Raw genomic sequence first — 24,467 nt, 5'->3', positions numbered from 1 at the left:
CAAGAGTGCCCCCGAGCGCCGCGAGCGTCCAGTTAAGGATGGCAATATCCGAAGATCTGGTTCGGCGATCGATCATCGATCCGAACCGCGATCGACCTGCTTCATCGAACCCGCATCGGGCGGCAGCTCTCACCGCGTCAAATGCACCGCGCTCGCGGTTCAGATCACGAAATCAATATTTGTCCTCGATGGCTTCATCTGGCCATCACCGCCCTAAGTTGTTGGATACGCATTCCAATCACATGGGGTGCCGTCCCGGGTTTCGACGCGAGGTCTCCGAGTTTCGATGCCAAGTGCATCATCTGAAGGGAACCACAATGCACTCCCGGTAGTTGAATAGATTGAGGAGCCATCCGGCGGCCAGAACGGCTTTGAGGGCAGAATATCATGCGTGAGAATCAGTCCGACGTCTTCGATCTGTTTTCGGAGATTTATGCGAACGCGGCCCAGGAAGAAATCAGCCTCCAGCAGTACCTTCTTGCCTGCCGAGAGGACAAATCGATGTATGCCTCGGCGCCTGAACGGATGGTCGAGGCAATCGGCGAGCCGAACTTGGTCGACACCAGCAAGGACGAGCGACTAGGCCGCATTTTCTCAAACCGCACCGTCAAGATCTATCCCTCCTTCTCCGACTTCTATGGAATGGAGGATACGATCGAGCGCATCGCCGGATATTTCCGCTATGCCTCCCAGGGCCTCGAGGAGCGCAAGCAGATCCTCTACCTTCTCGGCCCTGTCGGCGGCGGCAAATCCTCTCTGGCCGAGCGGCTGAAGAGACTGATGGAGGAACGCCCGATCTACACGCTGAAGGTCGGTAACCAGATCAGCCCGGTTTTCGAATCGCCGCTTGGCCTCTTCCATCCCGATCGCATGGGCGACCTGCTGCAGGATAAATACGGCATAGCCCGACGCCGGCTGAACGGGCTTATCTCGCCATGGGCGGCCAAGCGCCTCGACGAACTGTCCGGTGACATTTCCAAGTTCAGCGTGGTCAAGCTGATGCCTTCGCGATTGCGCCAGATCGGCATCGCCAAGACCGAGCCCGGCGATGAGAACAATCAGGACGTCTCGGCCCTGGTCGGCAAGGTCGACATCCGGCAATTGGAAAATTTCAGCCAGTCCGATCCGGACGCCTATTCCTATAGCGGCGGACTGAACCGGACCACCCAGGGCCTGCTTGAATTCGTGGAAATGTTCAAGGCGCCCATCAAGGTCCTGCATCCGCTGCTGACCGCGACCCAGGAGGGCAGCTACAACGGCACCGAAAATTTCGGCGCCTTTCCCTACCAGGGGATCATCGTGGCCCATTCCAACGAATCGGAATGGCAGCAGTTCAAGAACAACAAAAACAATGAGGCCTTTCTCGATCGCATCCTCGTGGTCAAGGTGCCCTATTGTCTGCGGATCACCGAAGAGAGGCAGATTTACGAAAAGCTGCTGCGGGAGAGCGAATTGGCCGCCAGCCCCTGCGCCCCCGAAGTGCTGGACATTCTCAGCCGCTTCACCGTCTCGACCCGCCTGGCCGAGCATGACAATTCGCCACTCTACACCAAGATGCGCGCCTATGACGGCGAGAACCTGAAAGACGTCGACCCTAAGGCGAAGTCGGTTCAGGAATATCGCGACGCCGCCGGCGTCGCCGAAGGCATGACCGGCGTCAGCACACGCTTCGCCTTCAAGATTCTGTCGCAGACATTCAACTACGATACGAAGGAGGTGGCTGCCGATCCCGTGCATCTCATGTACATCCTGGAAGAGGCGATCAAGCGCGAGCAGTTTCCAAAGGAGACGGAAGCGGCCTATCTCGAGTTCATCAAGTCGGAGCTGGCAACGCGCTATGCCGAGTTCATCGGCCACGAAATCCAGAAGGCCTATCTGGAATCATACAGCGAGTATGGCCAGAACCTCTTCGACCGTTACATCGCCTATGCCGATGCCTGGATCGAGGATCAGGACTACAAGGATCCCGATACCGGCCAAGTTCTCAATCGCGAGATATTGGACAAGGAATTGTCGCAGGTCGAAAAACCGGCCGGCATCGCCAATCCCAAGGACTTCCGCAACGAGGTGGTGAAGTTCACATTGCGCGCGCGCGCAAGAAACCACGACCGCAACCCGGCGTGGACAAGTTACGAAAAGCTGCGGGAAGTCATCGAGAAGCGCATGTTCGGCCAGGTCGAGGACCTCCTGCCGGTGATCAGCTTCGGCTCCAAGCAGGATAGCGTCACGGAAAAGCGGCACAATGAGTTCGTGCAGCGGATGGTCGAGCGTGGCTACACCCAGCGGCAGGTGCGTCGCCTTGTGGACTGGTACATGCGGGTGAACAGGGCGGGTTGAAAGAGCCCGGATGGTTCCATGCCGATCTTCATCGACCGTCGCCTGAATCCGAAAGACAAGAGCCTCGGCAATCGCCAGCGCTTTCTCAGGCGTGCGCGCGAGGAGCTGAAGCGGAGCATACGCGATCAGATCCGCACCGGCAGCATCGCCGACGCCGATGCCGAGCACGCTGTGCCCATGCCCGAAAGTGGCACGGGCGAGCCAAGCTTCAACAACGCCCGCAACAGCGGCAGGCGCCAGCACATCCTGCCGGGCAACAGGCATTTCTCCCCTGGAGACCTGATCCCCAAGCCCGGCGGCGGCGCGGGAGCGTCGTCCCCGGGGAACACGGCGTCTGAAGACGACTTTCGTTTCGTGCTGTCACGTGAAGAGGTGCTCGATCTTTTTTTCGAGGATCTCGAACTCCCAGATATGGTCAAGCTCAACCTCAAGGAGATCCTTGCCTTCAAGCCGCGCCGGGCTGGCTTCGCCGCCACCGGTTCACCGACCAACATCAATGTTGTGCGCACGATGCGCAACAGCCACGGCCGCCGCATTGCGCTGAGGCGTCCTAAGCAGGAGGATTTGGACGCGATCCTTCAGGAAATCGCCACGCTTGAGTTGGTGCCGTCCAGCCCAGCGGCGCGCCAGCGCATTGCGGCGTTGCGCGAAGAACTTGACCGGCTGGAGCGGCGGCGCAGACGAATTGCCTATGTCGATCCGGTCGACATCCGCTTCAACCGCTTCGATCCCCGACCTGTGCCGAACGCCAATGCCGTCATGTTTTGTCTGATGGATGTGTCCGGCTCGATGGGTGAGCGCGAAAAGGATCTGGCCAAGCGCTTCTTCGTACTGCTGCACCTGTTCTTGAAACGGCGCTACGACCGCATCGAGATCGTCTTCATCCGCCACACGCATCTGGCCCAGGAGGTCGATGAGGAAACATTTTTCTACAACACGCAAAGCGGCGGCACTGTCGTTTCCACCGCGCTGGAGGAAATGCACCGCATTATTGGCGAACGTTACCCCGCCCACGAATGGAACATCTACGCCGCCCAGGCCTCGGACGGCGACAATTTTGGCGGCGATTCCGAGCGATGCATGGCATTGCTCAACGGCAAGCTCATGCGGTTGTGCCAGTATTTTGCCTATGTCGAGATCATCGACGAGCGGGAAGCCCATATCTTCGGCACGACCGAAAACGGGACATCGCTATGGCGTGCCTATAGCGAAATCGACCTGAGATGGCCGAACTTCCAGATGAGCCGCATTGCCACGCCCGCCGATATCTACCCGGTTTTTCGCCAACTCTTCGGCAGACAGCCGGCTTCCCTCAAGAGGGCATGAGGGGGTCCGATGGCCAGACAAGCCAGTAAATCCAGCCTGCTTTTTTCAGGGTCCGACTGGGATTTCAAGACATTGTCGCGGACCTATGACGCGATCGAGGCAATCGCGGTCGAAGAGCTTCATCTCGAAACCTACCCCGTGCAGATGGAGATCATCTCCTCCCAGCAGATGCTCGACGCCTATTCATCGGTCGGCATGCCACTGATGTACCGTCACTGGTCTTTCGGCAAACATTTCCTCCACCAGGACCTGCTTTATCGCAAAGGCGGGCGAGGCCTTGCCTATGAACTGGTCATCAATTCCAATCCTTGCATCGTCTATCTGATGGAGGAAAACACCATGGCCCTGCAGGCCTTGGTGACGGCCCATGCTGCGCTCGGGCACAACCATTTCTTCAAGAACAATCAGTTGTTCAAGCAGTGGACGGACGCCGGGGCGATCCTCGGCTACCTGGACTTCGCAAAGGGCTACATTGTCCGTTGCGAGGAGCGGCACGGCCTCGCCGCCGTCGAGACTATTCTTGATTCCGCCCACGCGCTGATGGCGCAGGGCGTATTCCGCTATCACCGGCCGCCGAAGCTGTCGTCGGAGCGGCAGCGTGAAGGGCTTCGCGAGCGCCTCGAATACGAAGAACACTCCTATAATGATTTGTGGCGCACGCTGCCGCCGTCGCGGCAAACGGCCAACGACAAGGGACACGACGAGCCGGAGCGGAAGAAATCGCTCAACCTGCCCGAGGAAAACCTGCTTTATTTCCTGGAAAAGAACAGCCTGGTCCTGGAGCCTTGGCAGCGTGAGGTGATCAGGATCGTTCGTGTCATAGCACAATATTTTTATCCTCAACGGCAAACACAGGTGATGAACGAGGGCTGCGCCACTTTCGTTCACTATACGCTGATGAACATGCTGTTCGATCGCGGCCAGATCAGCGAAGGTGCCATGCTCGAAATCCTGCGGAACCATTCCAACGTGGTCTTCCAGCCGGCATACGACGATCCGCGCTTTTCCGGCATCAACCCCTACGCTCTCGGCCTCGATATGATGCAGGACATTAAGCGCATCTCGACCGAGCCGACGGCGGAAGACCGGGAATGGTTTCCCGACATCGCCGGCCACGGCGACTGGCTCGAGATCCTGCTCGATGCCTGGGCGGACCACCGCGATGAGTCCTTCATCCGCCAGTATCTCAGTCCGACCTTGATCCGGAAATGGCGGTTCTTTGTGCTCGGTGACGTTGCCGACCAACCGCATTGCCGGGTCGCCTCGATCCATAACGAACGCGGCTATGCCAAGATCCGCGCCGCGCTTGCCCACAGCTACGAGATCGGCGCGAACCAACCGGACATCCAGGTGGTGGACGTCGATCTGCTCGGCGACCGGCATTTGAGACTGCGGCACAAGGTCAATGACGGCATCCTTCTCGAGGATGCCAGCCGCGATGCCACGCTTCGTCACATCCGCAGGCTTTGGGGTTATGAGGTCAGCTTGGCGGCCGTCGACGCTGAGACGGGCGCGGCTATCCACGAACGCTCGACGAGCCAGATCGCGGAATGAGGCTCCATAGCTGCGCTGGTTTTCATGGCGCTAAAAAGTGCGCGGTGGTCCTGCGCGACATGCATTGAACAGGGGCTTGAAGCGCGTCGCCTGTCTTCGTTTCAATGGGATGCGTTTTAAGCGTCGCCGGCTGGCCTGATCCTCAGCCTGGCAATCCGGTTCTTATCGCGCTTCATGACGGTGAAGCGCTTGCCGTGGAACGTGAAAGCCTGCTTCTCCTCGGGGATCGACTGCGTCTCGTGGATGACGAGCCCGGCAATGGTGGTCGCCTCCTCATCCGGCAGGTTCCAGTCGAGCGCCCGGTTCAGGTCGCGGATCGGCACGGTCCCGTCGACGACGACGGAGCCGTCGGCCTCCTGCTTGACCCCCTGGATGTCGACATCATGCTCGTCCGCGATCTCGCCGACGATCTCCTCGATAATGTCCTCCAGCGTCACCAGCCCTTCGACCTCGCCATATTCGTCGACGACGACGGCGAAATGCGCCTTGCGACGCAGGAAGGCGTTGAGCTGTTCCTGCAATGTCGTGGTGTCGGGCACGAACCACGGTTTCGAGGCGATCTTCATCACGTCGATCCTGGAGAAGTCGTTGCCGACTTCGTTCAAGGCACGCAGCAGATCCTTGGCGTGCAGCACGCCGACGATGTTGTCGAGCGAGCCCTTCCACAGCGGCATGCGGGTGTGCGGACTCTGCAAGATCTCGCGCACCACCGCCTCCGGCGCATTGTCGGCATTGACGGAGCGCATGTTGGTGCGGTGGACCATGATGTCGGAGACTTCGAGCTCGGCGAGATCGAACAGGCCGCCGACGCGATCGCGATCCTCGCGCACCACCTGGCCGTCGCGACGGAAATCGTCGACCGCGCCGCGCAATTCGTCCTGGGTCGAGCGCTGCGGCTCGATGCGCGACAGCTCATAACCAAAAGCGGCAAGCAGGCGCGTGCGCACGGCAACGACCAGCAGGATGAGGATGGCAAGGACAGCGACGACGATCCAGCCGGTCTCGTTGTTCATTTCAGCCGGCTTTCCTGCTGGCTGGGATGGTTTTCTTTCAGGAACGACAGCACTTCCGACGCTGGAACATCCTTGGCGATGAAGGCCTGGCCGATACCGCGCGTCAGAATGAACGTCAGCGCACCGCGCGACACCTTCTTGTCCTGGGTGATGAAGGCAAGAAGTGCCTCGGCATCCGGCAAATCGCCTGGGATATCGGCCATGCGCCAGGGCAGGCCGACGGCGCGCAGATGCGCCTCGACGCGCGCCGCGTCGTCGGGACTGGCCAGGTTCAGCCGCGACGAGAACCGATGTGCCAGCGCCATGCCGATGGCAACGCCCTCGCCATGGACGAGGCGGGTTCCGTCATACTGGGTGGCGGCTTCCAGTGCGTGGCCGAACGTGTGGCCGAGATTGAGCAGCGCGCGGTCGCCGGTCTCGAACTCGTCGCGCGCAACCACGTCGGCCTTGGCGCGGCAGGCTTCGGCAATAGCCTGCGCCCTCTCCGGTCCGCCGGCAAAAACCTGCACCCAGTTCTCTTCCAGCCAGGTGAAAAATTCCGGCCGGTCGATGAGCCCGTATTTGGCGAGCTCGGCATAGCCGGCGCGGAATTCGCGGATCGGCAGCGTGTCGAGCACTCCGGTGTCGGCCAGCACCAGCTTCGGCTGATGGAAGACGCCGACAAGGTTCTTGCCGCGCGCGCTGTTGATGCCGGTCTTGCCGCCGACCGAGGAATCGACCTGTGCCAGCAGTGAGGTCGGGATCTGCACGAAATTCATGCCGCGCCGCACGATTCCGGCGGCAAAGCCGGCGAGATCGCCGATAACGCCGCCGCCGAAGGCGATGACGATGTCGCCGCGTTCCAGTTTCGCAGCCAGCACGCCGTCGACCACCTCTTCGAGATGGGCAAAGCTCTTGGTCTTCTCGCCGGGCGGCAGCGTGATGACGGCTGGTTGGATGCCGCTCGTTTCGAGGCCGGCCTTCAGCGCATCGAGATGCGCTGCCGCGACATTGGCGTCGGTGATCACAGCGGCGCGCGTACCCGGCAGGCGGCGCGCAATCTCGGCACCGGCGCGCGACAGCAGCCCCGAGCCGATCAGGATGTCGTAGGTCCGGTCGCCAAGGCCCACTTCGACAACAACGGGTTCATCGACGCTCACGATCGCACCTCGCCTGTCGCGGCAGTCTCATCGATGCCGAAATGCCGGCGCAGCGCGTCCACCACCTCGGTCGCGATGACCTCCTTGCGGTCGTCGCGGGTCGGCACGGTGACGTCAGATGTCGCGTAGACCGGATAGCGCTCGCTCACCAGCCGCTCCAGCACGGCGCGAGGATCGGCACTTTTCAACAGCGGCCGGTTCTGCTTCTTGGAGACGCGGTCCATCAAAAGATCGAGTTCGGCCTTCAGCCAAACCGACACGCCTTGCGCGGCGATAGCCTCGCGCGTCTGCGCGTTCATGAAGGCGCCGCCGCCCGTCGACAGCACTTGCGGGCCGTTTTCCAGCACGCGCAGGATGACGCGCTGCTCCAGCGCTCTGAACTCGGTCTCGCCATAGCGCTCGAACAGTTCCGGAACGGTCATGCGCGAGACGCTTTCGATCTCCTGGTCGCTGTCGATGAAGGGCAGCGCCAGCATCGTCGCCACCTTGCGGCCGATCGCCGTCTTGCCGGCGCCCATCAGCCCGACAAAGACGATGGAACGGCCGCCCAGCCGGCCAAGCAGCGCGGCGTGGGTCTCGTCTGGGGGATTTGCTGGCAGCGCGTTCATCGAATGCTTCGAGGGCCCTCTTTGCCGGCGTATCGACATGAAAAGCCCGTTTGCGTCAAGCGTGGCAAGCACCTTGAGCCCGATATGGGCTGGCTGGGTCCGCATCGGAAGTTGCTAACAGGCCTCAGCTTCTTCCTTGAATTGGGCGGATTGGCGTCCCATAAGGGCACAGGGTTTGGAAACGCAGAACAAGAAGACGGGCGAAAATTGATGCCGACACTGTTTCGCTTTGTCGTGATAACAGCGATTCTAGCTGGCATTGCCTATGGTACGATGTTCGCGCTGGTGATGTTCGTGGAGCCCAAGAAGGGGGAAATGAGCGTGCGCATCCCCGCGGAAAAGCTGAACCCCAAGAAAAGTTGAATGACAAGAAAAGCTGAATGAACAGCGCCGCCCGCATCGAAGCCTTTCTGGAAATGATGAGCGCCGAGCGGGGTGCGGCCGAAAACACGCTTTCCTCCTACCGCCGTGACCTCGAAGACGCCTCGAGCGAGATCGATGGCGGGCTCGCCGGCGCGGCGGCCGCCGACATCCGCGCCTATCTCGATGACATCGCCGCGCGCGGCTTTGCCGCCACGTCGCAGGCGCGCAAGCTGTCGGCGATCCGCCAGTTCTTCAAATTCCTCTACGCCGAAGGCCTGCGCGGCGATGACCCGACGGGCACGCTGGACAGCCCGAAAAAAGGCCGCCCGCTGCCCAAGACGATGAGCGAGGCCGACACCGGCCGGCTGATCGACCGCGCGGCACTTGAGGCCGGCGGTTTAGGGCTCGGCAACAGTGAGTGGCTGGCGGCACTGCGCCTGCATGCGCTGGTCGAGGTGCTTTATGCCACCGGCCTGCGTGTTTCCGAGTTGGTCGGCCTGCCGGTGACGGTGGCACAGCGCGACGACCGCTTCTTCATGGTGCGCGGCAAGGGTGACAAGGAGCGCATGGTGCCGCTCTCGGTCAAGGCGCGCACGGCAATGAAGACCTGGCTTGCCGCCCGTGCCAAGGTTCCAGCCTTCGCCGACAGTCCATTCCTGTTCCCGGCCGCATCCGACAGCGGCTATCTCTCGCGCCAGGTCTTCGCCCGCGACCTGAAAGGGCTGGCAGCGAGGGCCGGCATCGCCTCGGCGAAAATCTCGCCGCACGTACTGCGCCATGCTTTCGCCAGCCATCTCCTGCAGAACGGCGCCGATCTCAGGGCCGTGCAGCAGTTGCTCGGCCATGCCGACATATCGACGACACAGATTTATACCCATGTGCTGGAAGAGCGGCTGGTGCGGTTGGTCAACGATCATCATCCGCTTGCCGACTAGGCCTCATATCGCTATGTGAGGACGACGTTTCACCGCCCGGAGCCTTGGATATAAGGGTTCCGTCAGCCATTGCCTTCCGATGTATCGGTCCGCCCACGCATGTATAATTACCTCGATTTCGAAAAGCCGGTGCAGGACCTCGAGGGCAAGATCCTCGAGCTGAAGAAGCTCGCCGAGAATGGCGAGGCGGTCGATGTCGGCGACGAGATCAGCCGTCTCGAGAAGCGCTCCCGCGACGCGCTGCGCGACGCCTACAAGGCGCTGACGCCATGGCAGAAGGTGCAGGTCGCGCGCCATCCCGACAGGCCGCATTGCGTCGACTACATCAAGGGCCTGTTCAACGATTTCACGCCGCTGGCCGGCGACCGCAATTTCGGCGAGGACCAGGCGATCGTCGGCGGCTTCGCCCGCTTCCGCGGCGAGCCTGTTGCCATCATCGGCCAGGAAAAGGGTTCCGACACGACCAGCCGCCTGAAACACAATTTCGGCTCGGTGCGGCCGGAAGGCTACCGCAAGGCGGTGCGGCTGATGGAACTCGCCGACCGGTTCAACATCCCGCTACTGACACTGGTCGACACCGCCGGCGCCTACCCCGGCGTCGGCGCCGAGGAGCGCGGCCAGGCGGAAGCCATCGCCCGTTCGACCTCCACATGCCTTAGGCTCAGGGTGCCGTCGATCTCGGTTGTCATCGGCGAGGGCGGTTCGGGCGGCGCCATCGCCATCGCCACCGCCAACCGCGTCTACATGCTCGAACACTCCATCTATTCGGTGATTTCGCCGGAGGGTGCGGCCTCGATCCTGTGGCGCGACACGACGCGATCCAAGGACGCGGCGACGAACATGAAGATCACCGCCCAGGATCTTCTTGAGCTGAAGATTATCGACGCCATCATTCCCGAGCCGCTCGGCGGCGCGCATCGTGGCGCCGAAACCGTGATCGCCGCGACCGGCGACCTCATCGCCCGGACGATGAAGGAATTTGCCGGAGCCAACACCGATTTTCGCGAGCAGCGCCGCGAGAAATACCTGGCAATGGGCCGCAGCCTCTGACCACAGGCAACCTTGCCCGCCACAATTGTGGCGGCGAGGAGCATTTTTGCCACAAAAATGCCGCTGCATTCGGCTCAATGAGACTGCCGCAGGGGGACGCGTCGGCACTTGCGGTAAGGAATTTGTTAGGGTTAACGGGCTTAGGGTCCGTCCACGTTCAGTGCAGTAGCCGGGTATGAATTGCCCTCGCGCCAGAGAAAAGACGATATCCGCAGCCATGTTTGTCAAGCTTGCCCGCACCGGAATCCTGATCGCCGCCCTCGGCGTTGCCGGGTGTAACAATTCGTCGATGAAGGATTTTGCCCCGGAGGCCAACAAGCCGCTGCCCGACAAGATCCTCGCCGACATGAGGGCCAAGGGCATGGTTCGCACCTCGTCGGTGATGGCCCGCATCTTCAAGGAAGAAGGCAAGCTCGAAATCTGGAAGGCCAAGACCAACGGCCGCTACGACATGGTGGCCAGCTACGACATCTGCAAATGGTCGGGCAAGCTCGGGCCGAAATACACCGAAGGCGACCGCCAGGCGCCGGAAGGCTTCTACACGGTGCGCCCGGCGCAGATGAACCCGCGCTCGAACTACCATCTGTCGTTCAACATCGGCTATCCCAACGCCTACGATCGCGCCAATGGCCGCACCGGCTCCAATTTGATGGTGCACGGCGCCTGTTCGTCGTCGGGCTGCTATTCGATGACCGACGCGCAGATCGAACAGATCTACGCCTTCGGCCGCGACGCCTTCCAGGGCGGCCAGACCGAATTCCAGATCCAGGCGTTTCCGTTCCGCATGACCGCCGCCAACATGGCACGCTACCGCAACGATCCGAATTACGAATTCTGGAAGATGCTGAAGGTCGGCTACGACAATTTCGAGATCACCAAGGTGCCGCCGAAGGTCGATGTCTGCGAGAAGCGCTACGTCTTCAACCAGGTTGCCGCCGACGGCCAGACATTCGATCCGACCGGTGCCTGCCCGGCGACGACGCAGCCTGATTCGCTGAAAAGCGCCTACAACTCCTACATGAGCACCTACGACGCGGCGTTCAGCGGCGCGGTCAAGGCCAGCGTGCCGGCGCCCAAGCCGACCATCGCCGGCATCAAGGAAGCCAGCATCGTCTCCGACTGGTCCAAGCGCAGGGCGCGCGGCGAACGCGTGCCGATCGACCCGCCGTCGCTCAACAACGACGGCTCGGTCACCGAAACGGCGCGCATGGGCCGTATCGATTCGCCGGCCGGCCGCAAGATGGCCGCCCTCGACGCCGAACGAGCCGCCAAGCAGAAGGCCGAGGAGCGGAGGCTGGCTGCGATAGAGGCGGCCAAGCAAGCCAAGGAAGCCGCCAAGGCTCAGGCTCTGGCTGAAAAGGAGGCCGAGAAGGCCGCCAAGGAAGCCCCTGTCGCCACCGCGACCATCGCGACCCCTACCGAAGCCGCGCCAGTGGCTGAAACGCAAGCGGCGAGTGCCGACGAGAGCCGGGTGACGAAGCTGAAGAACAAGTTGCTCGGCATGTTTGGCGGTTGATCTCACCCGTGGCTGATCGCGCCGTTGTCTATGACCTCAAAGGACTGAACTGCCCCCTGCCCGTGCTCAAGGCGAAGAAGCGCCTTGCCGGCATGCAACCGGGCAGCCGGTTGTGGTTAGAGACCACCGACCCGCTCGCCGTCATCGACATTCCGGCATTCTGTTCCGACAGCGGCCACCAGTTGATTGAAACGGCGGCAATGTCCGGTGGTCATCGCTTCCTGGTCGAGCGCGGAAAACAGCAATCGTAGAGTTCAACGTCCGGCAATCGCCAGCGGATTGTTTTCCAGCGCCGCGCGGTCGGGCGTATCGATTGACGGCCGGTTGGTGAAGGCGGCGAACAGCCGGCGGATATAATCCTCCGGCATGTCGAGCGTGATCAGCACCAGCCGCGTGCCGCGCTGGCCATCCGGCCAGGCCGGCAGTTGCACCGGCGGATGCAGGATTTTTTGCACACCATGGATCACCAGCGGCCGCGACGGGTCTTCGCTGAGTTCGATGACGCCCTTCATCCGCAGCAGGCGCTCGCCATGCGTCGAACGCAGCAGGTCGAGAAACATCTCGATGGCTGAAAACGGCACCGGGCCGTCATGCACCAGCGAATAGGAGCGCACACGCGAATCGTGCCGATGGCCGTGGTCATGGCCATGTTCGTGATCATGCCCATCATGATGATCGTGGTCGTGATGATGATGGTGGTGGTGATCGTGCGCTGCTTCCTCGCCAAGCCAGCGCCGCACATCAGCGGATTTGGTGGCGGGATTGTAAAGGCCGCAGTCGAACAGCGCCGCCACTCCTGTTCCGGTGTCGGCGGCATCGAACAGTTCGGCGCCCGGATTGATGTGCCGCAGGCGCGCGCGCAGCGTTTCCAATTCGCGGGGGTCGCTGAGCAGATCGGCCTTGCTGAGCACGATACGGTCGGCAACGGCAACCTGCTTGACCGCCTCGACATGGGCATCGAGCGTGGCATTGCCGTTGACCGCATCGACCAGCGTGATGACGCCGTCGAGCCGGAAAGCCTGGACCAGCGCGGGATGCGCCATGATCGACTGCAGCACAGGCGCCGGATCGGCCAGCCCGGTGGTCTCGACGATGACCCTGGCAAGACGGGCGATGCGGCCGGTCTGCAGCCGGTCGACCAGATCGGCCAGCGTATCGACCAGTTCGCCGCGCACCGTGCAGCACAGGCAACCGTCGGAAAGTTGGATGATGCCGTCGGAAGACTGCTCGACCAGCAAATGGTCGATCGCCACCTCGCCGAACTCGTTGATGATGACCGCCGTGTCGGCCAGCGCCGGATCCTTCAACAGCCGGTTGAGCAGCGTCGTCTTGCCGGCTCCGAGGAAACCGGTCAGCACCGAGACGGGGATCGGGAAGCCGCTCATTGATCTCTATCTGCCTGTTTGAGCATGTCTTTTCCGAAAAACGGTATCAAAGTTTCGCTGTCGCGGACCTTCGGTTCGGCATCAGGCTTTAGTTCGCAACCTTGACCGGCTGGTCGCCCTGCGCGGCGGAGCCGGCAATCTTCGGGCCCGCGCCGGTCGGCGCCGGTCTGTCGGGCCGCCAACTCGGAATAGGCACGTCGGCGTATTCCTGGCCGCCCTGGTCGAGAATAGCTTTCGGCGCTGGACCCGTGGCGCCGCCAAGGCCGACGGCAACCAGCGTCGGCACATGGTCGAGCTTTTTCTGATAGGGCGATTTCGGCACGTTCTTGGCAACAACCGGCGGCGCTTCGGATTGTTCCTGCGGCGCCTTCCTCTTGCAGACCTCGTCCTGCATGTCGTTGGGCGAGACCGTGTCGCCATAGGGCGCCAGCGTGGTGACGGTGGCCGACCCAGCGGCAGACGTGTCAAAACCCTGGTCGAGCAGTCTCGCGGCGGCCTCGGCACGGGTGACCGCCGATTTCTCGCCAAGCACCACCGCGACCAGCGTGCGCCCGTTGCGGGTCGCCGAACCGATCATGTTGAAGCCGGAGGGGCAGACAAAGCCGGTCTTCATGCCATCGGCGCCGGGATAACGGCCGATCAAAAGATTGTAGTTCGCGATCGCCTTCTTGCCGACGGCAAGCCCTTCTATCGAAAACCAAGACGCATATTGTGGGAACTCGCGCCGGATCGCCATCACCAGGACGGCAAGGTCGCGCGCCGTCGTGTACTGGTCCGGCGAATAGAGCCCATTCGGATTGACGAAATGCGTGCCGTTCATGCCGAGCCGGGTGGCTTCGGCGTTCATCCGTTCGGCAAAGGCTGCCTGCGAACCGCCGACATTCTCGCCGACGGCCATGGCGATGTCGTTGGCCGATTTGACCAGCATCATCTTCAGCGCGTTGTCGAGCCGCATCACCGAGCCCGGCTTGAAGCCCATCTTGCTTGGCGGCTCGGAAGCAGAATGTTTCGTCACCTTGATCGGCGAATCAAGCTGGACCTCGCCGGCCGCGATCGCCCGAAAGGTCACATAAGCAGTCATCAGCTTGGTCAACGACGCCGGATACCAGCGCTTGAATGCATCCTGATGCTGCAGGATCTGGCCGCTGCCGAGGTCGAAAACAACCACCGGATTGGCCCGCGCAGGCCCGGCCAGGACCGACAGCGCGATTGTGCCAGCCGAAAATAGCTTGAGGAAATGCCTGTGCCGCATGATCAAATCCGAAATCGCCTCTTGCCGTAGTCGCCCCTGGCTCCGTAAGATTTCGTTACGCGGTCGCCAGCATGATAGGTCCGACCCTCAAAAACCGGACCGCATCGATGCGGTGCTATTTACCCTATGTGACGCCAAGATGGCAAAGTGCCTGGCGATCACAATTGCAAGGCAGCGGCCAACACCCGCCTGTCCCAACAGCGAGATGGAACCATCATGCCAATCCTGAACCGTGCCGCCGAAATGCAGGACGAAGTTGCCGGCTGGCGCCGGCATCTGCACCAGACGCCAGAATTGAACTTCGACGTCTTCAAGACCGCTGCCTTCGTCACCGAAAAGCTGAAGGCCTTCGGCTGCGACGATGTGGTCACCGGCCTTGGCAAGACCGGCGTGGTCGGCATCATCCGCGGCCGCCAGGGCCAAGGCCCCACCATCGGCCTGCGCGCCGACATGGACGCGCTGCCGCTCAACGAGATCACCGGCAAGTCCTACGCCTCGACCATTCCCGGCAAGATGCATGCCTGCGGCCATGACGGCCACACGGCAATGCTTTTGGGTGCCGCGAAATATCTCGCCGAGACGCGCAACTTCACAGGTTCGGTGGCGGTGATCTTCCAGCCGGCCGAGGAAGGTGGCGGCGGCGGCAACGAGATGGTCAAGGACGGCATGATGGACCGTTTCGACATCTCAAAAGTGTTCGGCATGCACAACATGCCAGGCCTGCCTGTCGGGCAATTCGCCATTCGCCCGGGCCCGATCATGGCCGCCACCGCCGAATTCACCATCACCGTGCGCGGCAAGGGCGGCCACGCGGCGATGCCGCACGGCACGATCGACCCGATCGTCATCACCAGCCAGCTGGTCGGCGCCTTGCAGACGATCGCCTCACGCAGCACCGACCCGGTCGAGGCGGTGGTGGTGTCGGTGACTAAATTCCATGCGGGTGACGCCTACAACATCATCCCGGAAACCGCCGAAATCGCCGGCACCGTGCGCACCTTGCGCAAGGAAATCGCCAAGAAGTCCGAAGAGCGCATCCGCACCATTTGCGACGGGCTGGCGACCGCGTTCGGCGCCAAGATCGAGGTCGATTATCAGGCAAATTACCCAGTGACCTTCAACCACGCGGAAGAGACGGTGTTTGCCGGCGACGTCGCGATCGGTGTCGCCGGCGACGCCCATGTCCACCGCGGCATCCAGCCGGTGATGGGCGGAGAGGATTTCTCCTATATGCTGGAAGCCCGCCCTGGCGCCTTCATCTTCATCGGCAATGGCGACACCGCCGGTCTCCACCACCCGGCCTACGACTTCAACGACGAGGTCATCCCGCACGGCATGAGCTACTGGGTGAAACTGGCGGAAACGGCGCTAGCGGCCTGACGCCTACCGCGCGGAGAGCTGGCCGAATTGCGTTCGGCCGGCCTCTTGGCGAAACGATCCGAAGCGGCTATGTGTCTGCCCGCGTGGTCCCGTAGCTCAGTAGGATAGAGCGGCAGATTCCTAATCTGTAGGTCACAGGTTCGATTCCTGTCGGGATCACCATGCTTTTCAATGGCTTAGTGAAGAACCGCCATATTTTTTGCGAAACTAGGCCCGTTGGAGAGGGTGAAACCATCACGCCCTCATGCGCGCATTTGACAATCGTCGGGCCTCGGATGTGAGAGAGAACCCTCGCTTGCGCTGGCATTTTGGCATTCGTATTCTGCATTGGCTAACCGTGATCGCGCTCGCGGCGCAGATAGCCATTGCCTTCGGGCCGATGAACGGGCCGGGTATGGCGACGATGAACTGGCTTCCGCTCCATATGTCGATCGGCGTGACGATCCTTGCCATCATTGTCCTCAGGCTTTGCTGGCGCGTCCTCACCCAGGCTCCTGCCGGGCAAACTTCACAGCCCGTACGATTTGCGACTTCATTCTTCCACGTGCTTCTCTACGTCACGATTCTCGCCGTCCTGATAACGGGATGGCTGGGCTACCGGCCAATGCCTTTCATGCCTCCCGCACGGCTTTTCGGATACTTGCCTGTCCCGCCGGCGCCATCCGTCGGAGCGGCAAGGGCTTTCGCGTTCATCCACGCAAAGCTGGTCTGGATACTGCTTGGATTCGTCGGCATTCACATCCTGGCTGCGTTTGTGCATTTCGTGCTGCTTCGCGATGATGTCATGTACACCATGCTCTTTGGACGTTCGGACATCGTTTCGCGCAAAGAGGACATCGCTTCGCGCAAAGAGAAAGCGCAGCTTGCTGTCGACGATGACGCCGGCAGCTCACGCAATCGCCCATAATCCTCCCGCAATGACAGCCGCGTATCGCGCCGCCTTGCCCAAGGCGACGAGAACAACGAACACGCCGAGATTCACCCGTGCCGCGCCTGCCGCGATGGTGAAAGCATCTCCGATTACCGGAAGCCACGCAAACAGCAGCGTCCATTTGCCAAATCGTCGGAAAGTCCGGCTTGCCTGCTCATAACGATCGGGAGTGACCGGAAACCAGGGTCTGAGCCGGAGCGTATCGACGCCACGCCCCACAATCCAGTTCACCACGGAGCCGAGCGTGTTACCAATCGTGGCGACTGTCAGAAGCAGCGCCGGATCACCACGACCCGATGCGATAAGGCCGGCGAGGACCACCTCCGACGAGACCGGCAGGATGGTTGCGGCGAGGAACGCGCTGATGAACAGCGCGCCATAGAGCGTCACCACGCCGGACTATGCCCGCATGTCTACAACGCCCATCATGCCCAGCTGCTCATGCTCGAGGATGTGGCAGTGATACATTCTCGGCCCCGGCCGATCCTGCCGCAACAGCAGCCGCACCGTCTCTCCGCGTGCGACGTTGACGGTGTCTTTCCAGGCGCGATAGGCCGGCTTTGATATCTTGCCGCCGCGCTCGTGCTCGACCACCTGGAACTGCGTCCCATGCACATGGAATGGATGATCCATGTCCGCCTTGTTGACGATCTCCCAGAGTTCGACCTGTCCAGCTTTGCCGACGACGTCGACGCGGTTCATGTCGAAAGCGACGCCGTTGATCAGGAACCCCATCTCCATGCCGGTGGCATTCATGGTCATGGTCTCGGTGAAGACGAAGCGACGGCTGACGCCAGGAATGCCGAGGGCCGCGATTGGCCGCAGCCTGTCGGGCAGTGGCGGGACCGGCTCGGCCGGCGTCTCCGAAACATTGACCGTAAAGAGCGTCAGGCCGGCATCGGCGGGACGTCCAGGACCCATCCAGCCGCGATCGTAGTCGAGCGTGTACAGCGTGACGGGGCCAGGCTTCTCGAAGGAGACAATCAGTTCAAGCCGTTCCGCCGGGCTAAGCAGGATGTCGTCGGCTGCCACTGGCGCCTCCAGCAGACCGCCGTCCGTTCCGATGATCGTCATGGCCGCACCGTCGAAGGAGAGCCGCAAGAAGCGCGCGTTGGTCGCGTTGTAAAACCGGAAGCGCCGCTTCGTGCCGAAAGGGACCGTCAGCACCGGATTCTTCTGCCCGTTGACCAGCACATGGTCGCCGACGCGCCCATTCATCAGGTCGGTCATCGTATTGTCCGGCATCGTGCCATCGGCTGCGAGGCGTAGATCCGTGAACACCAGCACGGTGTCGCCGTAAGCGGCCGGGATCGGATCGGCCTTCGGCTTGACCACGAACGCGCCGGCAAGGCCGCGATAGACCTGCTCGGCCGTCTTGCCGTGCGGATGCGGGTGATACCAGTAGGAACCGGCGCTGCCTTCCGGCAGGTCGAAGCTGTAAGTGCGATCGGTGCCCGTTGCGACCGGGTCCATCGGATTGCCGTCCTGGTCGGCTGGTACCGGCATGCCGTGCCAATGAATGGTGCTCGCCTCGTCCGCAATCCGGTTGGCGAAGGTAATCTCGACCCGGTCGCCCTCGACCGCCTCGATGAGCGGCCCGGGGGAGATACCGTTATAGCCGAGGATCGGCGTGTCCAGCCCTTCTAAAAAACGCACCGTGGTGGACCCAGCCGTCAGCCTCGCCTTGAACAGGCCGGGCGTGCTGGCTTCGTTGGCGAGGCGGGACAAGTCGCGAAGGGCTTCTCCTTCCGGCAGCACGGCTGAGCCTTGCGGCGCGGCGCCCATATCGTGGCCTGCGTGGCCGCCCATATCCACGTCAGGCATGTCGTCCATCTTCATCTGGGCGACGGCACGCTCGCTCACGAGAACCATCGCAAGACCTGCCGCCAGAAAACCGCGTCGATGCATCTGCCGTCTCCCCGATCAGTCCTGGAATGCCAAGGATGATCCTAAGAAGAAGACTGCCAATACCCGGTCAGGTCAATGCGGCGTTTAGGCCATCTGATCGGCCCAGCATCATGGCCATTGGAAGCTCGTCGGTGATCGAGCAGCCTGCGCAACCATTGCGCCAAAGACCCGCCATGGGCACCGACCGTCAGCGGCTGACGCGAACAGGACCGTCTCAGCCGACCCTGACGACAAAATGCTTCGTCACCGGCTCGATGATCTTCCAGGTTCCCTTGAAATCGGCTTCCACGACGAAGGCGTCGCCGGGGCCCACTTCGACCGGCGTGCCGCCGTCGGGGGTGATGATGATGCGGCCGGCGATCATGTGCACGAACTCGTAGTCGGTGTAGGTCGCGTGATAGGTGCCGGGCGTCGCCTGCCAGGTCCCCGACAACACCTTGCCGTCCTCGGTCGTGTGCTGCACGGCGGTTTTCATGGTCGGCTTGCCCTCGACCACTACCCAGCCGGCCAGATCGCCGGCTTCCGCGTTTTCGACGGCGCCGAATTTGAGGATCGTGCTGCGTGTCATGTCCTTGGCTCCGTCTATGCGTTGTGGGCGTTATTTGCCTGGACGGTCAGATATCCGATGCACCTGCCGCGGGCAATGCCGCCGGCAGTGCCAGGCGCCCGCGCATCCGGTTTGGGCCTAGGGTTTGTGCCGGGCCGAAACCAGCTCGGCCTTGCGCCCTCACCGCGGCCGCCTCGGAGCTGTTCGGCCTGCCGCGCGATGTGGCCGTTGTCGCCGGCACCACGGACGGCTGCGCCTCGTTCCTGGCGACCGATGCTGCGGCCATCGGCGACGGCGTCACGGCGCTGGGATCCTCGCTGACCATCAAGATCCTGTCCGACAAGCCGATTTCGGCGCTTCGCTTCGGCATCTACAGCCATCGGCTCGGCAATGCCTGGCTGGCGGGCGGCGCGTCGAATTCGGGCGGCAAGGTGCTGGCCCAGCATTTTACGCTCGCGCGTATCATCGAACTCAGCGCGGCAATCGACCCGGGGACCACGACCGGCCTCGACTACTACCCGCTCAGCGCCGCTGGCGAGCGCTTCCCGATCGCCGATCCGGCGTTGCCGCCACGCCTCCTGCCCCGGCCAGCGGCGCAAGCGGGCGCAGCCCAATGAAAGCCGGCTCATAAAACTTGGCTTCGAACCGCGAAGCTGGGACCATTTTGTCTCCTTCGGAGAGGTGGCGTGGCGATCCTTTCATGACATGGCGGCATCGGGAAGGCTGCGCCCGGGGACAAAATGCCTGCTGATCAGCCGCGACGACGACCGCACGGCCATCGAGGGCCTGCCTTTTATACTGACCGAGGCCGGCGAAGACGCCGAACTGGTGCTGCTCTCGGCCAGCGGGGGCGACCGCTACGATCTCGACCATTACCGCCGGCTGCTTGGCCCGGCAGCGGCGCGGCGCGTGCCATGCTTCTGCACCAACCCCGACAGGATCATGCTGACGGCGGTCGGCCCCCGCTTCGGCGCCGGCGAGATCGCCGATCTCTACGAAAGCCTTGGCGGCAACGTCATCCGCATCGGCAAGCCCTACAGGGCGATTTTCGACGTGGCCCTGACGCTGGTCGGCGACCCGGAGCGCCGTGGCGTGGTCTGCGTCGGCGACAGCGTCGAGCACGACATATCGGGGGGAAAAAGCGCCGGAATCGCCACCGCGCTGGTGCTAAGTGGAATACTGGCGGACACTTCAGATCTCGCCGCCGTTTTCGACGAACAGCAGGCCTGGCCGGACTATATCACCGAAAGCTTCAGCTTCCGGTGACCGCTTCCAGCATGCGCCGCGCGCTTTCCTCGTCGGTGATCAGGATCGTCGGTGCGATCAGGGTCATGGCGCCGAGCAGCGCCTCGGTCTTCTCCGCACCGCCGGAGGTGAGGATGCGGATCGGCGCCTTGCGCAGACGGTCGACATCCACCGACATCACGTGGCTGTTGACGGGATGGTCGACCAGATCGCCATTGAGGTCGAAGAAATGGAACAGAAGGTCGCCAACGGCGCCACGCGCAAGCAGGGCCTCCCGATCCGCTTCCTTGAGAAAGCCGCCGCGAGAGAAGGTGGTGGCCGAGGCGATGCCGCCGACGCTCAGCAGAACGGCATCGAGCACGTTGGCCATTTCAAAAACCTCCTGCAGGCCGCATCGCTCGACCAGCGCGATCTTGGTCTCGACGCTGTCGACGACGGCCGGCGTCGGGATCAGATAGCCGTCGCCCTGGAAGATTTGGGCGAAGCGCCAGGCGAACTCCGCCGGGTTGTAGCGCCGCACGACGCCGACGCCGCCAAGCAGAGAAATGACCTTGAAGTCGGTGAGCGACTTGGCGCTGATGAAGGGCAGGCTCGAGAACAGCGTCCGGCCCCAGCCCACGCCGACCCGCATGCCGGATTTCATCGTGTCGGACAGGAAACTGCCGGTCTTGGCGCTGATTGCCGGCAACGGATCGGCGTCGGGCGTGGAAAGCGGCGCCACCAGCGCCTGCTGCAGCCCGAACGTCTTTTCCAGCGCGCGCTCCAGCCGCACGATTTCGGACAACTCGCTTTCGATGCTGATCTTAACCTCGTTGCGCGCGCGGGCGTCCGCCAGCATGCGTACGATGGTGACGCGGCCGACGCCAAGCACATCGGCGATCTCGTTCTGCGTCATCTGCTCGACGAAATACATCCAGGCGGCGCGGATCCTCAGGCGATCCGTCCGGCTTTCGCTGGCGACCTGCTCGGTTGCCTCGCCTCGGCCGTTTTCGCTTTCGCCCTGTCGTCGCCTGCCCACGCTTGTCTCTCCCCCTGCGGCAATGGACGAGCGCGCCGTCGCCGATTCTGCATGCTGGTCTAGTATCGCCTATTGATCTACCAATCGATAGGAACAATGTAGAGGTGATGGCCGCCACCTGTTGGCGGCCATCCGCAGCAATTTCGAGGCGATCCGCGATGCTCCGACAAATCTCCGAAGATGTCCGCGTCAATCTGAAAGACCGGCTGCGGGAAGTCCGCGACGTGATCCGCCAGAGCCGCCATGACGGCAGCGGCGACGCCAGTGTCCTGCGCGAAGCAACCAGCCATCTGCCGTCGTTTCCGGGCAAGGGCATCGAAGGCCTGCTCAGCCATGCCGCGAGTGCCGTCGATGAAGCGCTGTCGATCGCTGAATCCTTCGTCCCGCATGAGCGCCCGATAGAGGTGGACGGCACGACGGTAAAAGGCCTCGGCACCTATTTTCCGGTCGGCAATGAGGATCGCCAGCTGAGCGCGGAGCGCCTGTTCCGGCGCGATATGTACTATCTGACCAAGGCAGTGCTTGCCGGCCTGAACATCGACAATGCCCGCATCCACGAAGCCGATTTCGCGGCCGTCCATGCAACGATGCGCAAGCGGCATGGCGACCTTTTGGCCGCATTGGCCGCGCCGGGCGCCGGACTGCAGGCGATCGCGGCCATTTGTTCGGCGTTGCTGGTCGAGTGCCTCAACCAGCGTCCCGTTCGCTTTGCCGAGACCGCGCCGGAAACGCCGGCGGTGGGCGGCCAAGCGCTCGACATAAGCTGCCTGGCGCCGCTCGCTTTGGCTTGCGGCCTGGCCACCACCGGCAGGGACGGTTCGCCGGAGCCGGATATGCTGGAGATCGCGATCCTGGCAGCCGATATCCGCCACGACCGCATCGTTCAGGCCTGCGCCAGGGCGAACCCGATCAGTGAATTGACACCGGTTTTCGCCACCTTGCTTGCCCATTTGCCGTAATTATCGAGACCTCGGCTAGCCTTCCGCCGCCATCGCCATGATCGTTTTCTTGGCGCGCTGGATCGAGGCCGGGCTCATCGAGAGTTCGGTCAGCCCCATCCTCACGAAGGTCGCAATGAGATCGGGGCGGCCGGCCGCCTCACCGCACATGCCGACCATGATGCCGGCGGCGACGCCGGCTTTGGCCGTCATGTCGATCGCCGACATGACGGCCGGATTGGTGACATCGTTGAGCTTCGCCACGGTCGGGTTGAGCCGGTCGGCGGCCATGATGTACTGGGTGAGGTCATTGGTGCCGATCGAGAAGAAAGCGACCTCCCTGGCCAAAGCCGGGGCGATCAGCACGGCGGCCGGGGTTTCGATCATCACGCCGAGATCGAACGTCGCATGTGGCACGCCTTCGGCTTTCAGTTCGGCGGCGCATTCATCGACCAGAAGCCGCGTCTGCCTGACCTCACCAATATCGGACACCATCGGCAGCATCACCTTGATGTTGCCGTGGACGGCCGCCCGCAGCAGCGCCCGCAGCTGGCGCTTGAAGATGTCGGGCCGGTCGAGGCACATGCGGATGCCGCGCCAGCCGAGGAAGGGGTTTTCCTCATCGGGAAATTCGATGCCGGCAATCGGCTTGTCGCCGCCAATGTCGAGCGTCCGCACGATAACCGGATACGGCGCAAAAGCCTTGGCCAGCGCCGCGTAGGTTTCCGCCTGCATGTCTTCCGAGGGCAGGTGCATGTGGCGCATGAACAGAAGCTCGGTGCGGAACAGGCCGACGCCCATGGCGCCGGCCTCCAGCGCCGCCTCGATTTCCTCCAGCGAGCCGATATTGGCCGCGACTTCGATGATCCTGCCGTCGGCGAGCTTCGGCGTCACCGTCTTGAAGACGGTCAGCCCGGCGCGCTCCCTTGCCGCCGCTTCGACGCGGCCGGCGAAGTCGGCGCGGGTCGCCTCGTCGGGGTCGATGATCACATGGCCGGCATTGCCGTCGAGCGCGACTTCTCGCGCCGTGCGCAAGGCATTGACCTGATCGCCGAGGCCGAGCACCGCCGGAATGCCGTGCGAGCGGGCGATAATGGCGATGTGCGAGGTCGCGCCGCCATGGCCGCAGACCACGCCGCCGATGCGCTTCAGCGGCGCGCGCGCCAGATCCCAGGCGCCGATGTCGTCGGCAATCAGGATAGCCCCTTCGGGGATGTTTTCGAGGCTGACATCGTCCTGCCCCAGCAGCACCAGGCAGATCTGCCGGCCGACCGCCTGGACGTCGTCCGCCCGCGCGTTGAGATAGTGATCGTCGACAGCGCCGAAATCGGCGGCGATGGTGGAAGCTGCTGTGATGACAGCCGAAATCGCATCGTTGCCGCCCTTGATCAAGGTCTCGGCCTCGCCGGTCAGGCTGTCGTCGGCGGCGATGTCACGAAGCGCGGCGACGATGCCGCGGTCTCCAGCCGACAGGCTGTCCTGCGCCAACGCATGGTCCATGCGCGCCTGGACGGCGCCAACGGCGGCGCGGAACCTGTCGATCTCGCCGGCAATCTCCTCCGCCTGCAACATGCGGCCTTGTCCGGCAATATCGGGCGGGAAATGCGCAAAGGCCGGTCCGATGGCAAATCCTTCGCTTGCGGCTACACCACGCAAGCCGGTTGCTCGACCAAGCGTCGCCGGCACGGATTCGGGCGCTGGCGCGGGTGCCATTTCCTGCCCATTCGCCGGGCTCTGCGACTCAGCTTCATCATCCAGGCCCGCTCTCGGATTTTCCAGATAGCCGATCAGCGCCTCGATCGCCTCGATGGCGTCGGCGCCGTTCGCCCGCACAGTGACTTCCTGGTTCTCCTTGACCGCCAGCAGCATGAGCTTGACCGAACTCTTGGCGCTGACCGCCTTGCCGTCCTTGACCAACTCGACATCGGATTCGAAACCCTTGGCGAGCTTGACGAACCGCGTCGCGGGACGGGCGTGCAAACCTTCATGCACTCTGACGATGGTCGAGCGTTCCATGGCAAA

21 protein-coding genes, 1 tRNA gene and 2 pseudogenes are annotated in these 24,467 nt (G+C 62.6%); 14 read left to right on the top strand and 10 right to left on the bottom strand.

Annotated elements, in window-relative coordinates; all coding sequences use genetic code 11:
- The first annotated feature begins 387 nt into the window (after positions 1 to 387).
- From NKG99_RS22085 to NKG99_RS22075, 3 genes are read left to right on the top strand one after another with little or no spacing between them, the layout of a single operon-like run.
- Positions 388 to 2,337, top strand: a complete 1,950-nt coding sequence (locus tag NKG99_RS22085) for a PrkA family serine protein kinase (protein WP_352870733.1) — start codon at positions 388 to 390, stop codon at positions 2,335 to 2,337.
- 18 nt (positions 2,338 to 2,355) lie between these two features.
- A complete protein-coding gene (locus NKG99_RS22080; RefSeq protein WP_352870732.1) occupies positions 2,356 to 3,663 on the top strand; it encodes a YeaH/YhbH family protein in 1,308 nt (435 codons plus the stop codon).
- Between the two features lie 9 nt (positions 3,664 to 3,672).
- Positions 3,673 to 5,217, top strand: a complete 1,545-nt coding sequence (locus NKG99_RS22075; RefSeq protein ID WP_352870731.1) for a SpoVR family protein — start codon at positions 3,673 to 3,675, stop codon at positions 5,215 to 5,217.
- Positions 5,218 to 5,333: 116 nt separating this feature from the next.
- Here the strand turns inward: NKG99_RS22075 and NKG99_RS22070 are convergent, their stop codons facing one another.
- From NKG99_RS22070 to NKG99_RS22060, 3 genes are read right to left on the bottom strand one after another with little or no spacing between them, the layout of a single operon-like run.
- Positions 5,334 to 6,230 (bottom strand): HlyC/CorC family transporter, encoded by an 897-nt coding sequence (locus tag NKG99_RS22070; RefSeq protein ID WP_352870730.1) that lies wholly within the window; start codon positions 6,228 to 6,230, stop codon positions 5,334 to 5,336.
- Positions 6,227 to 7,369 carry a 3-dehydroquinate synthase gene (gene aroB, locus NKG99_RS22065; RefSeq protein WP_352870729.1) on the bottom strand — a complete coding sequence of 381 codons (1,143 nt, stop codon included), beginning with the start codon at positions 7,367 to 7,369 and terminating at the stop codon, positions 6,227 to 6,229. The genes NKG99_RS22070 and aroB overlap by 4 nt, the downstream gene beginning before the upstream one ends.
- On the bottom strand, positions 7,366 to 7,977 hold the full coding sequence (locus tag NKG99_RS22060) for a shikimate kinase (protein ID WP_352870728.1): 612 nt from the start codon (positions 7,975 to 7,977) through the stop codon (positions 7,366 to 7,368). Before NKG99_RS22060 ends, aroB begins: the two co-directional genes overlap by 4 nt.
- A gap of 210 nt (positions 7,978 to 8,187) precedes the next feature.
- Here NKG99_RS22060 and NKG99_RS22055 point away from each other — a divergent pair, with 210 nt between their 5' ends.
- The 5 genes from NKG99_RS22055 (at position 8,188) to NKG99_RS22035 (ending at position 12,092) form a co-directional block, all read left to right on the top strand.
- The gene (locus NKG99_RS22055) at positions 8,188 to 8,340 is read left to right on the top strand and encodes a histidine kinase (RefSeq protein WP_183454671.1); all 153 of its coding nucleotides are present in this window, start codon (positions 8,188 to 8,190) and stop codon (positions 8,338 to 8,340) included.
- A 17-nt stretch (positions 8,341 to 8,357) separates the two neighbouring features.
- Positions 8,358 to 9,275, top strand: coding sequence for a site-specific tyrosine recombinase XerD (locus NKG99_RS22050; RefSeq protein ID WP_352870727.1), 918 nt, complete (start codon positions 8,358 to 8,360; stop codon positions 9,273 to 9,275).
- Between the two features lie 99 nt (positions 9,276 to 9,374).
- The gene (locus NKG99_RS22045; protein WP_352870726.1) at positions 9,375 to 10,325 is read left to right on the top strand and encodes an acetyl-CoA carboxylase carboxyltransferase subunit alpha; all 951 of its coding nucleotides are present in this window, start codon (positions 9,375 to 9,377) and stop codon (positions 10,323 to 10,325) included.
- Between the two features lie 217 nt (positions 10,326 to 10,542).
- A complete protein-coding gene (locus tag NKG99_RS22040) occupies positions 10,543 to 11,841 on the top strand; it encodes a L,D-transpeptidase family protein (RefSeq protein WP_352870725.1) in 1,299 nt (432 codons plus the stop codon).
- An 8-nt stretch (positions 11,842 to 11,849) separates the two neighbouring features.
- Positions 11,850 to 12,092: a sulfurtransferase TusA family protein gene (locus NKG99_RS22035; RefSeq protein ID WP_352870724.1), complete on the top strand. Its 243-nt coding sequence runs from the start codon at positions 11,850 to 11,852 to the stop codon at positions 12,090 to 12,092.
- 3 nt (positions 12,093 to 12,095) lie between these two features.
- Here the strand turns inward: NKG99_RS22035 and NKG99_RS22030 are convergent, their stop codons facing one another.
- Positions 12,096 to 13,226 carry a CobW family GTP-binding protein gene (locus NKG99_RS22030; RefSeq protein WP_352870723.1) on the bottom strand — a complete coding sequence of 377 codons (1,131 nt, stop codon included), beginning with the start codon at positions 13,224 to 13,226 and terminating at the stop codon, positions 12,096 to 12,098.
- Between the two features lie 88 nt (positions 13,227 to 13,314).
- Positions 13,315 to 14,478 carry a D-alanyl-D-alanine carboxypeptidase family protein gene (locus NKG99_RS22025; RefSeq protein WP_352870722.1) on the bottom strand — a complete coding sequence of 388 codons (1,164 nt, stop codon included), beginning with the start codon at positions 14,476 to 14,478 and terminating at the stop codon, positions 13,315 to 13,317.
- 216 nt (positions 14,479 to 14,694) lie between these two features.
- Here NKG99_RS22025 and NKG99_RS22020 point away from each other — a divergent pair, with 216 nt between their 5' ends.
- The 3 genes from NKG99_RS22020 to NKG99_RS22010 all read left to right on the top strand — a co-directional run bounded on the left by NKG99_RS22020 (position 14,695) and on the right by NKG99_RS22010 (position 16,765).
- Entirely contained in the window at positions 14,695 to 15,858 is a 1,164-nt protein-coding gene (locus NKG99_RS22020) for a M20 aminoacylase family protein (RefSeq protein ID WP_352870721.1), read from the top strand.
- Between the two features lie 85 nt (positions 15,859 to 15,943).
- Positions 15,944 to 16,020, top strand: a tRNA-Arg gene (locus NKG99_RS22015).
- Between the two features lie 133 nt (positions 16,021 to 16,153).
- Positions 16,154 to 16,765: a cytochrome b gene (locus NKG99_RS22010; protein WP_352870720.1), complete on the top strand. Its 612-nt coding sequence runs from the start codon at positions 16,154 to 16,156 to the stop codon at positions 16,763 to 16,765.
- Here NKG99_RS22010 and NKG99_RS22005 read toward each other — a convergent pair.
- The 3 genes from NKG99_RS22005 to NKG99_RS21995 all read right to left on the bottom strand — a co-directional run bounded on the left by NKG99_RS22005 (position 16,748) and on the right by NKG99_RS21995 (position 19,265).
- The gene (locus tag NKG99_RS22005; protein WP_352870719.1) at positions 16,748 to 17,182 is read right to left on the bottom strand and encodes a YqaA family protein; all 435 of its coding nucleotides are present in this window, start codon (positions 17,180 to 17,182) and stop codon (positions 16,748 to 16,750) included. The two genes, NKG99_RS22010 and NKG99_RS22005, sit on opposite strands and share 18 nt — an antisense overlap.
- A gap of 6 nt (positions 17,183 to 17,188) precedes the next feature.
- On the bottom strand, positions 17,189 to 18,697 hold the full coding sequence (locus NKG99_RS22000; RefSeq protein WP_352870718.1) for a multicopper oxidase family protein: 1,509 nt from the start codon (positions 18,695 to 18,697) through the stop codon (positions 17,189 to 17,191).
- A gap of 214 nt (positions 18,698 to 18,911) precedes the next feature.
- The gene (locus NKG99_RS21995; RefSeq protein ID WP_352870717.1) at positions 18,912 to 19,265 is read right to left on the bottom strand and encodes a cupin domain-containing protein; all 354 of its coding nucleotides are present in this window, start codon (positions 19,263 to 19,265) and stop codon (positions 18,912 to 18,914) included.
- Positions 19,266 to 19,423: 158 nt separating this feature from the next.
- Between NKG99_RS21995 and NKG99_RS21990 the strand changes: the two are divergent.
- Both NKG99_RS21990 and NKG99_RS21985 read left to right on the top strand, forming a co-directional pair.
- A pseudogene (locus tag NKG99_RS21990) lies at positions 19,424 to 19,846 on the top strand (carbohydrate kinase); the annotation flags it as partial.
- Positions 19,842 to 20,510, top strand: a pseudogene (locus NKG99_RS21985) (TIGR01459 family HAD-type hydrolase); the annotation flags it as partial. The pseudogenes NKG99_RS21990 and NKG99_RS21985, both read left to right, overlap by 5 nt.
- On the opposite strand, the gene NKG99_RS21980 reads toward NKG99_RS21985, so the two are convergent.
- On the bottom strand, positions 20,497 to 21,507 hold the full coding sequence (locus NKG99_RS21980) for a sugar-binding transcriptional regulator (RefSeq protein ID WP_352870716.1): 1,011 nt from the start codon (positions 21,505 to 21,507) through the stop codon (positions 20,497 to 20,499). The pseudogene NKG99_RS21985 and the gene NKG99_RS21980 sit on opposite strands and share 14 nt — an antisense overlap.
- Positions 21,508 to 21,665: 158 nt before the next feature.
- Here NKG99_RS21980 and NKG99_RS21975 point away from each other — a divergent pair, with 158 nt between their 5' ends.
- Positions 21,666 to 22,466: a hypothetical protein gene (locus NKG99_RS21975; RefSeq protein WP_352870715.1), complete on the top strand. Its 801-nt coding sequence runs from the start codon at positions 21,666 to 21,668 to the stop codon at positions 22,464 to 22,466.
- Positions 22,467 to 22,481: 15 nt separating this feature from the next.
- On the opposite strand, the gene ptsP is transcribed toward NKG99_RS21975, so the two are convergent.
- On the bottom strand, positions 22,482 to 24,461 hold the full coding sequence (ptsP, locus tag NKG99_RS21970) for a phosphoenolpyruvate--protein phosphotransferase (protein ID WP_352870714.1): 1,980 nt from the start codon (positions 24,459 to 24,461) through the stop codon (positions 22,482 to 22,484).
- Positions 24,462 to 24,467: the final 6 nt, after the last annotated feature.

The sequence above is a fragment of the Mesorhizobium sp. M1409 genome (assembly GCF_040317535.1).
Taxonomy (GTDB): domain Bacteria; phylum Pseudomonadota; class Alphaproteobacteria; order Rhizobiales; family Rhizobiaceae; genus Mesorhizobium.
This window is presented reverse-complemented; position numbering and strand designations above follow the sequence as displayed.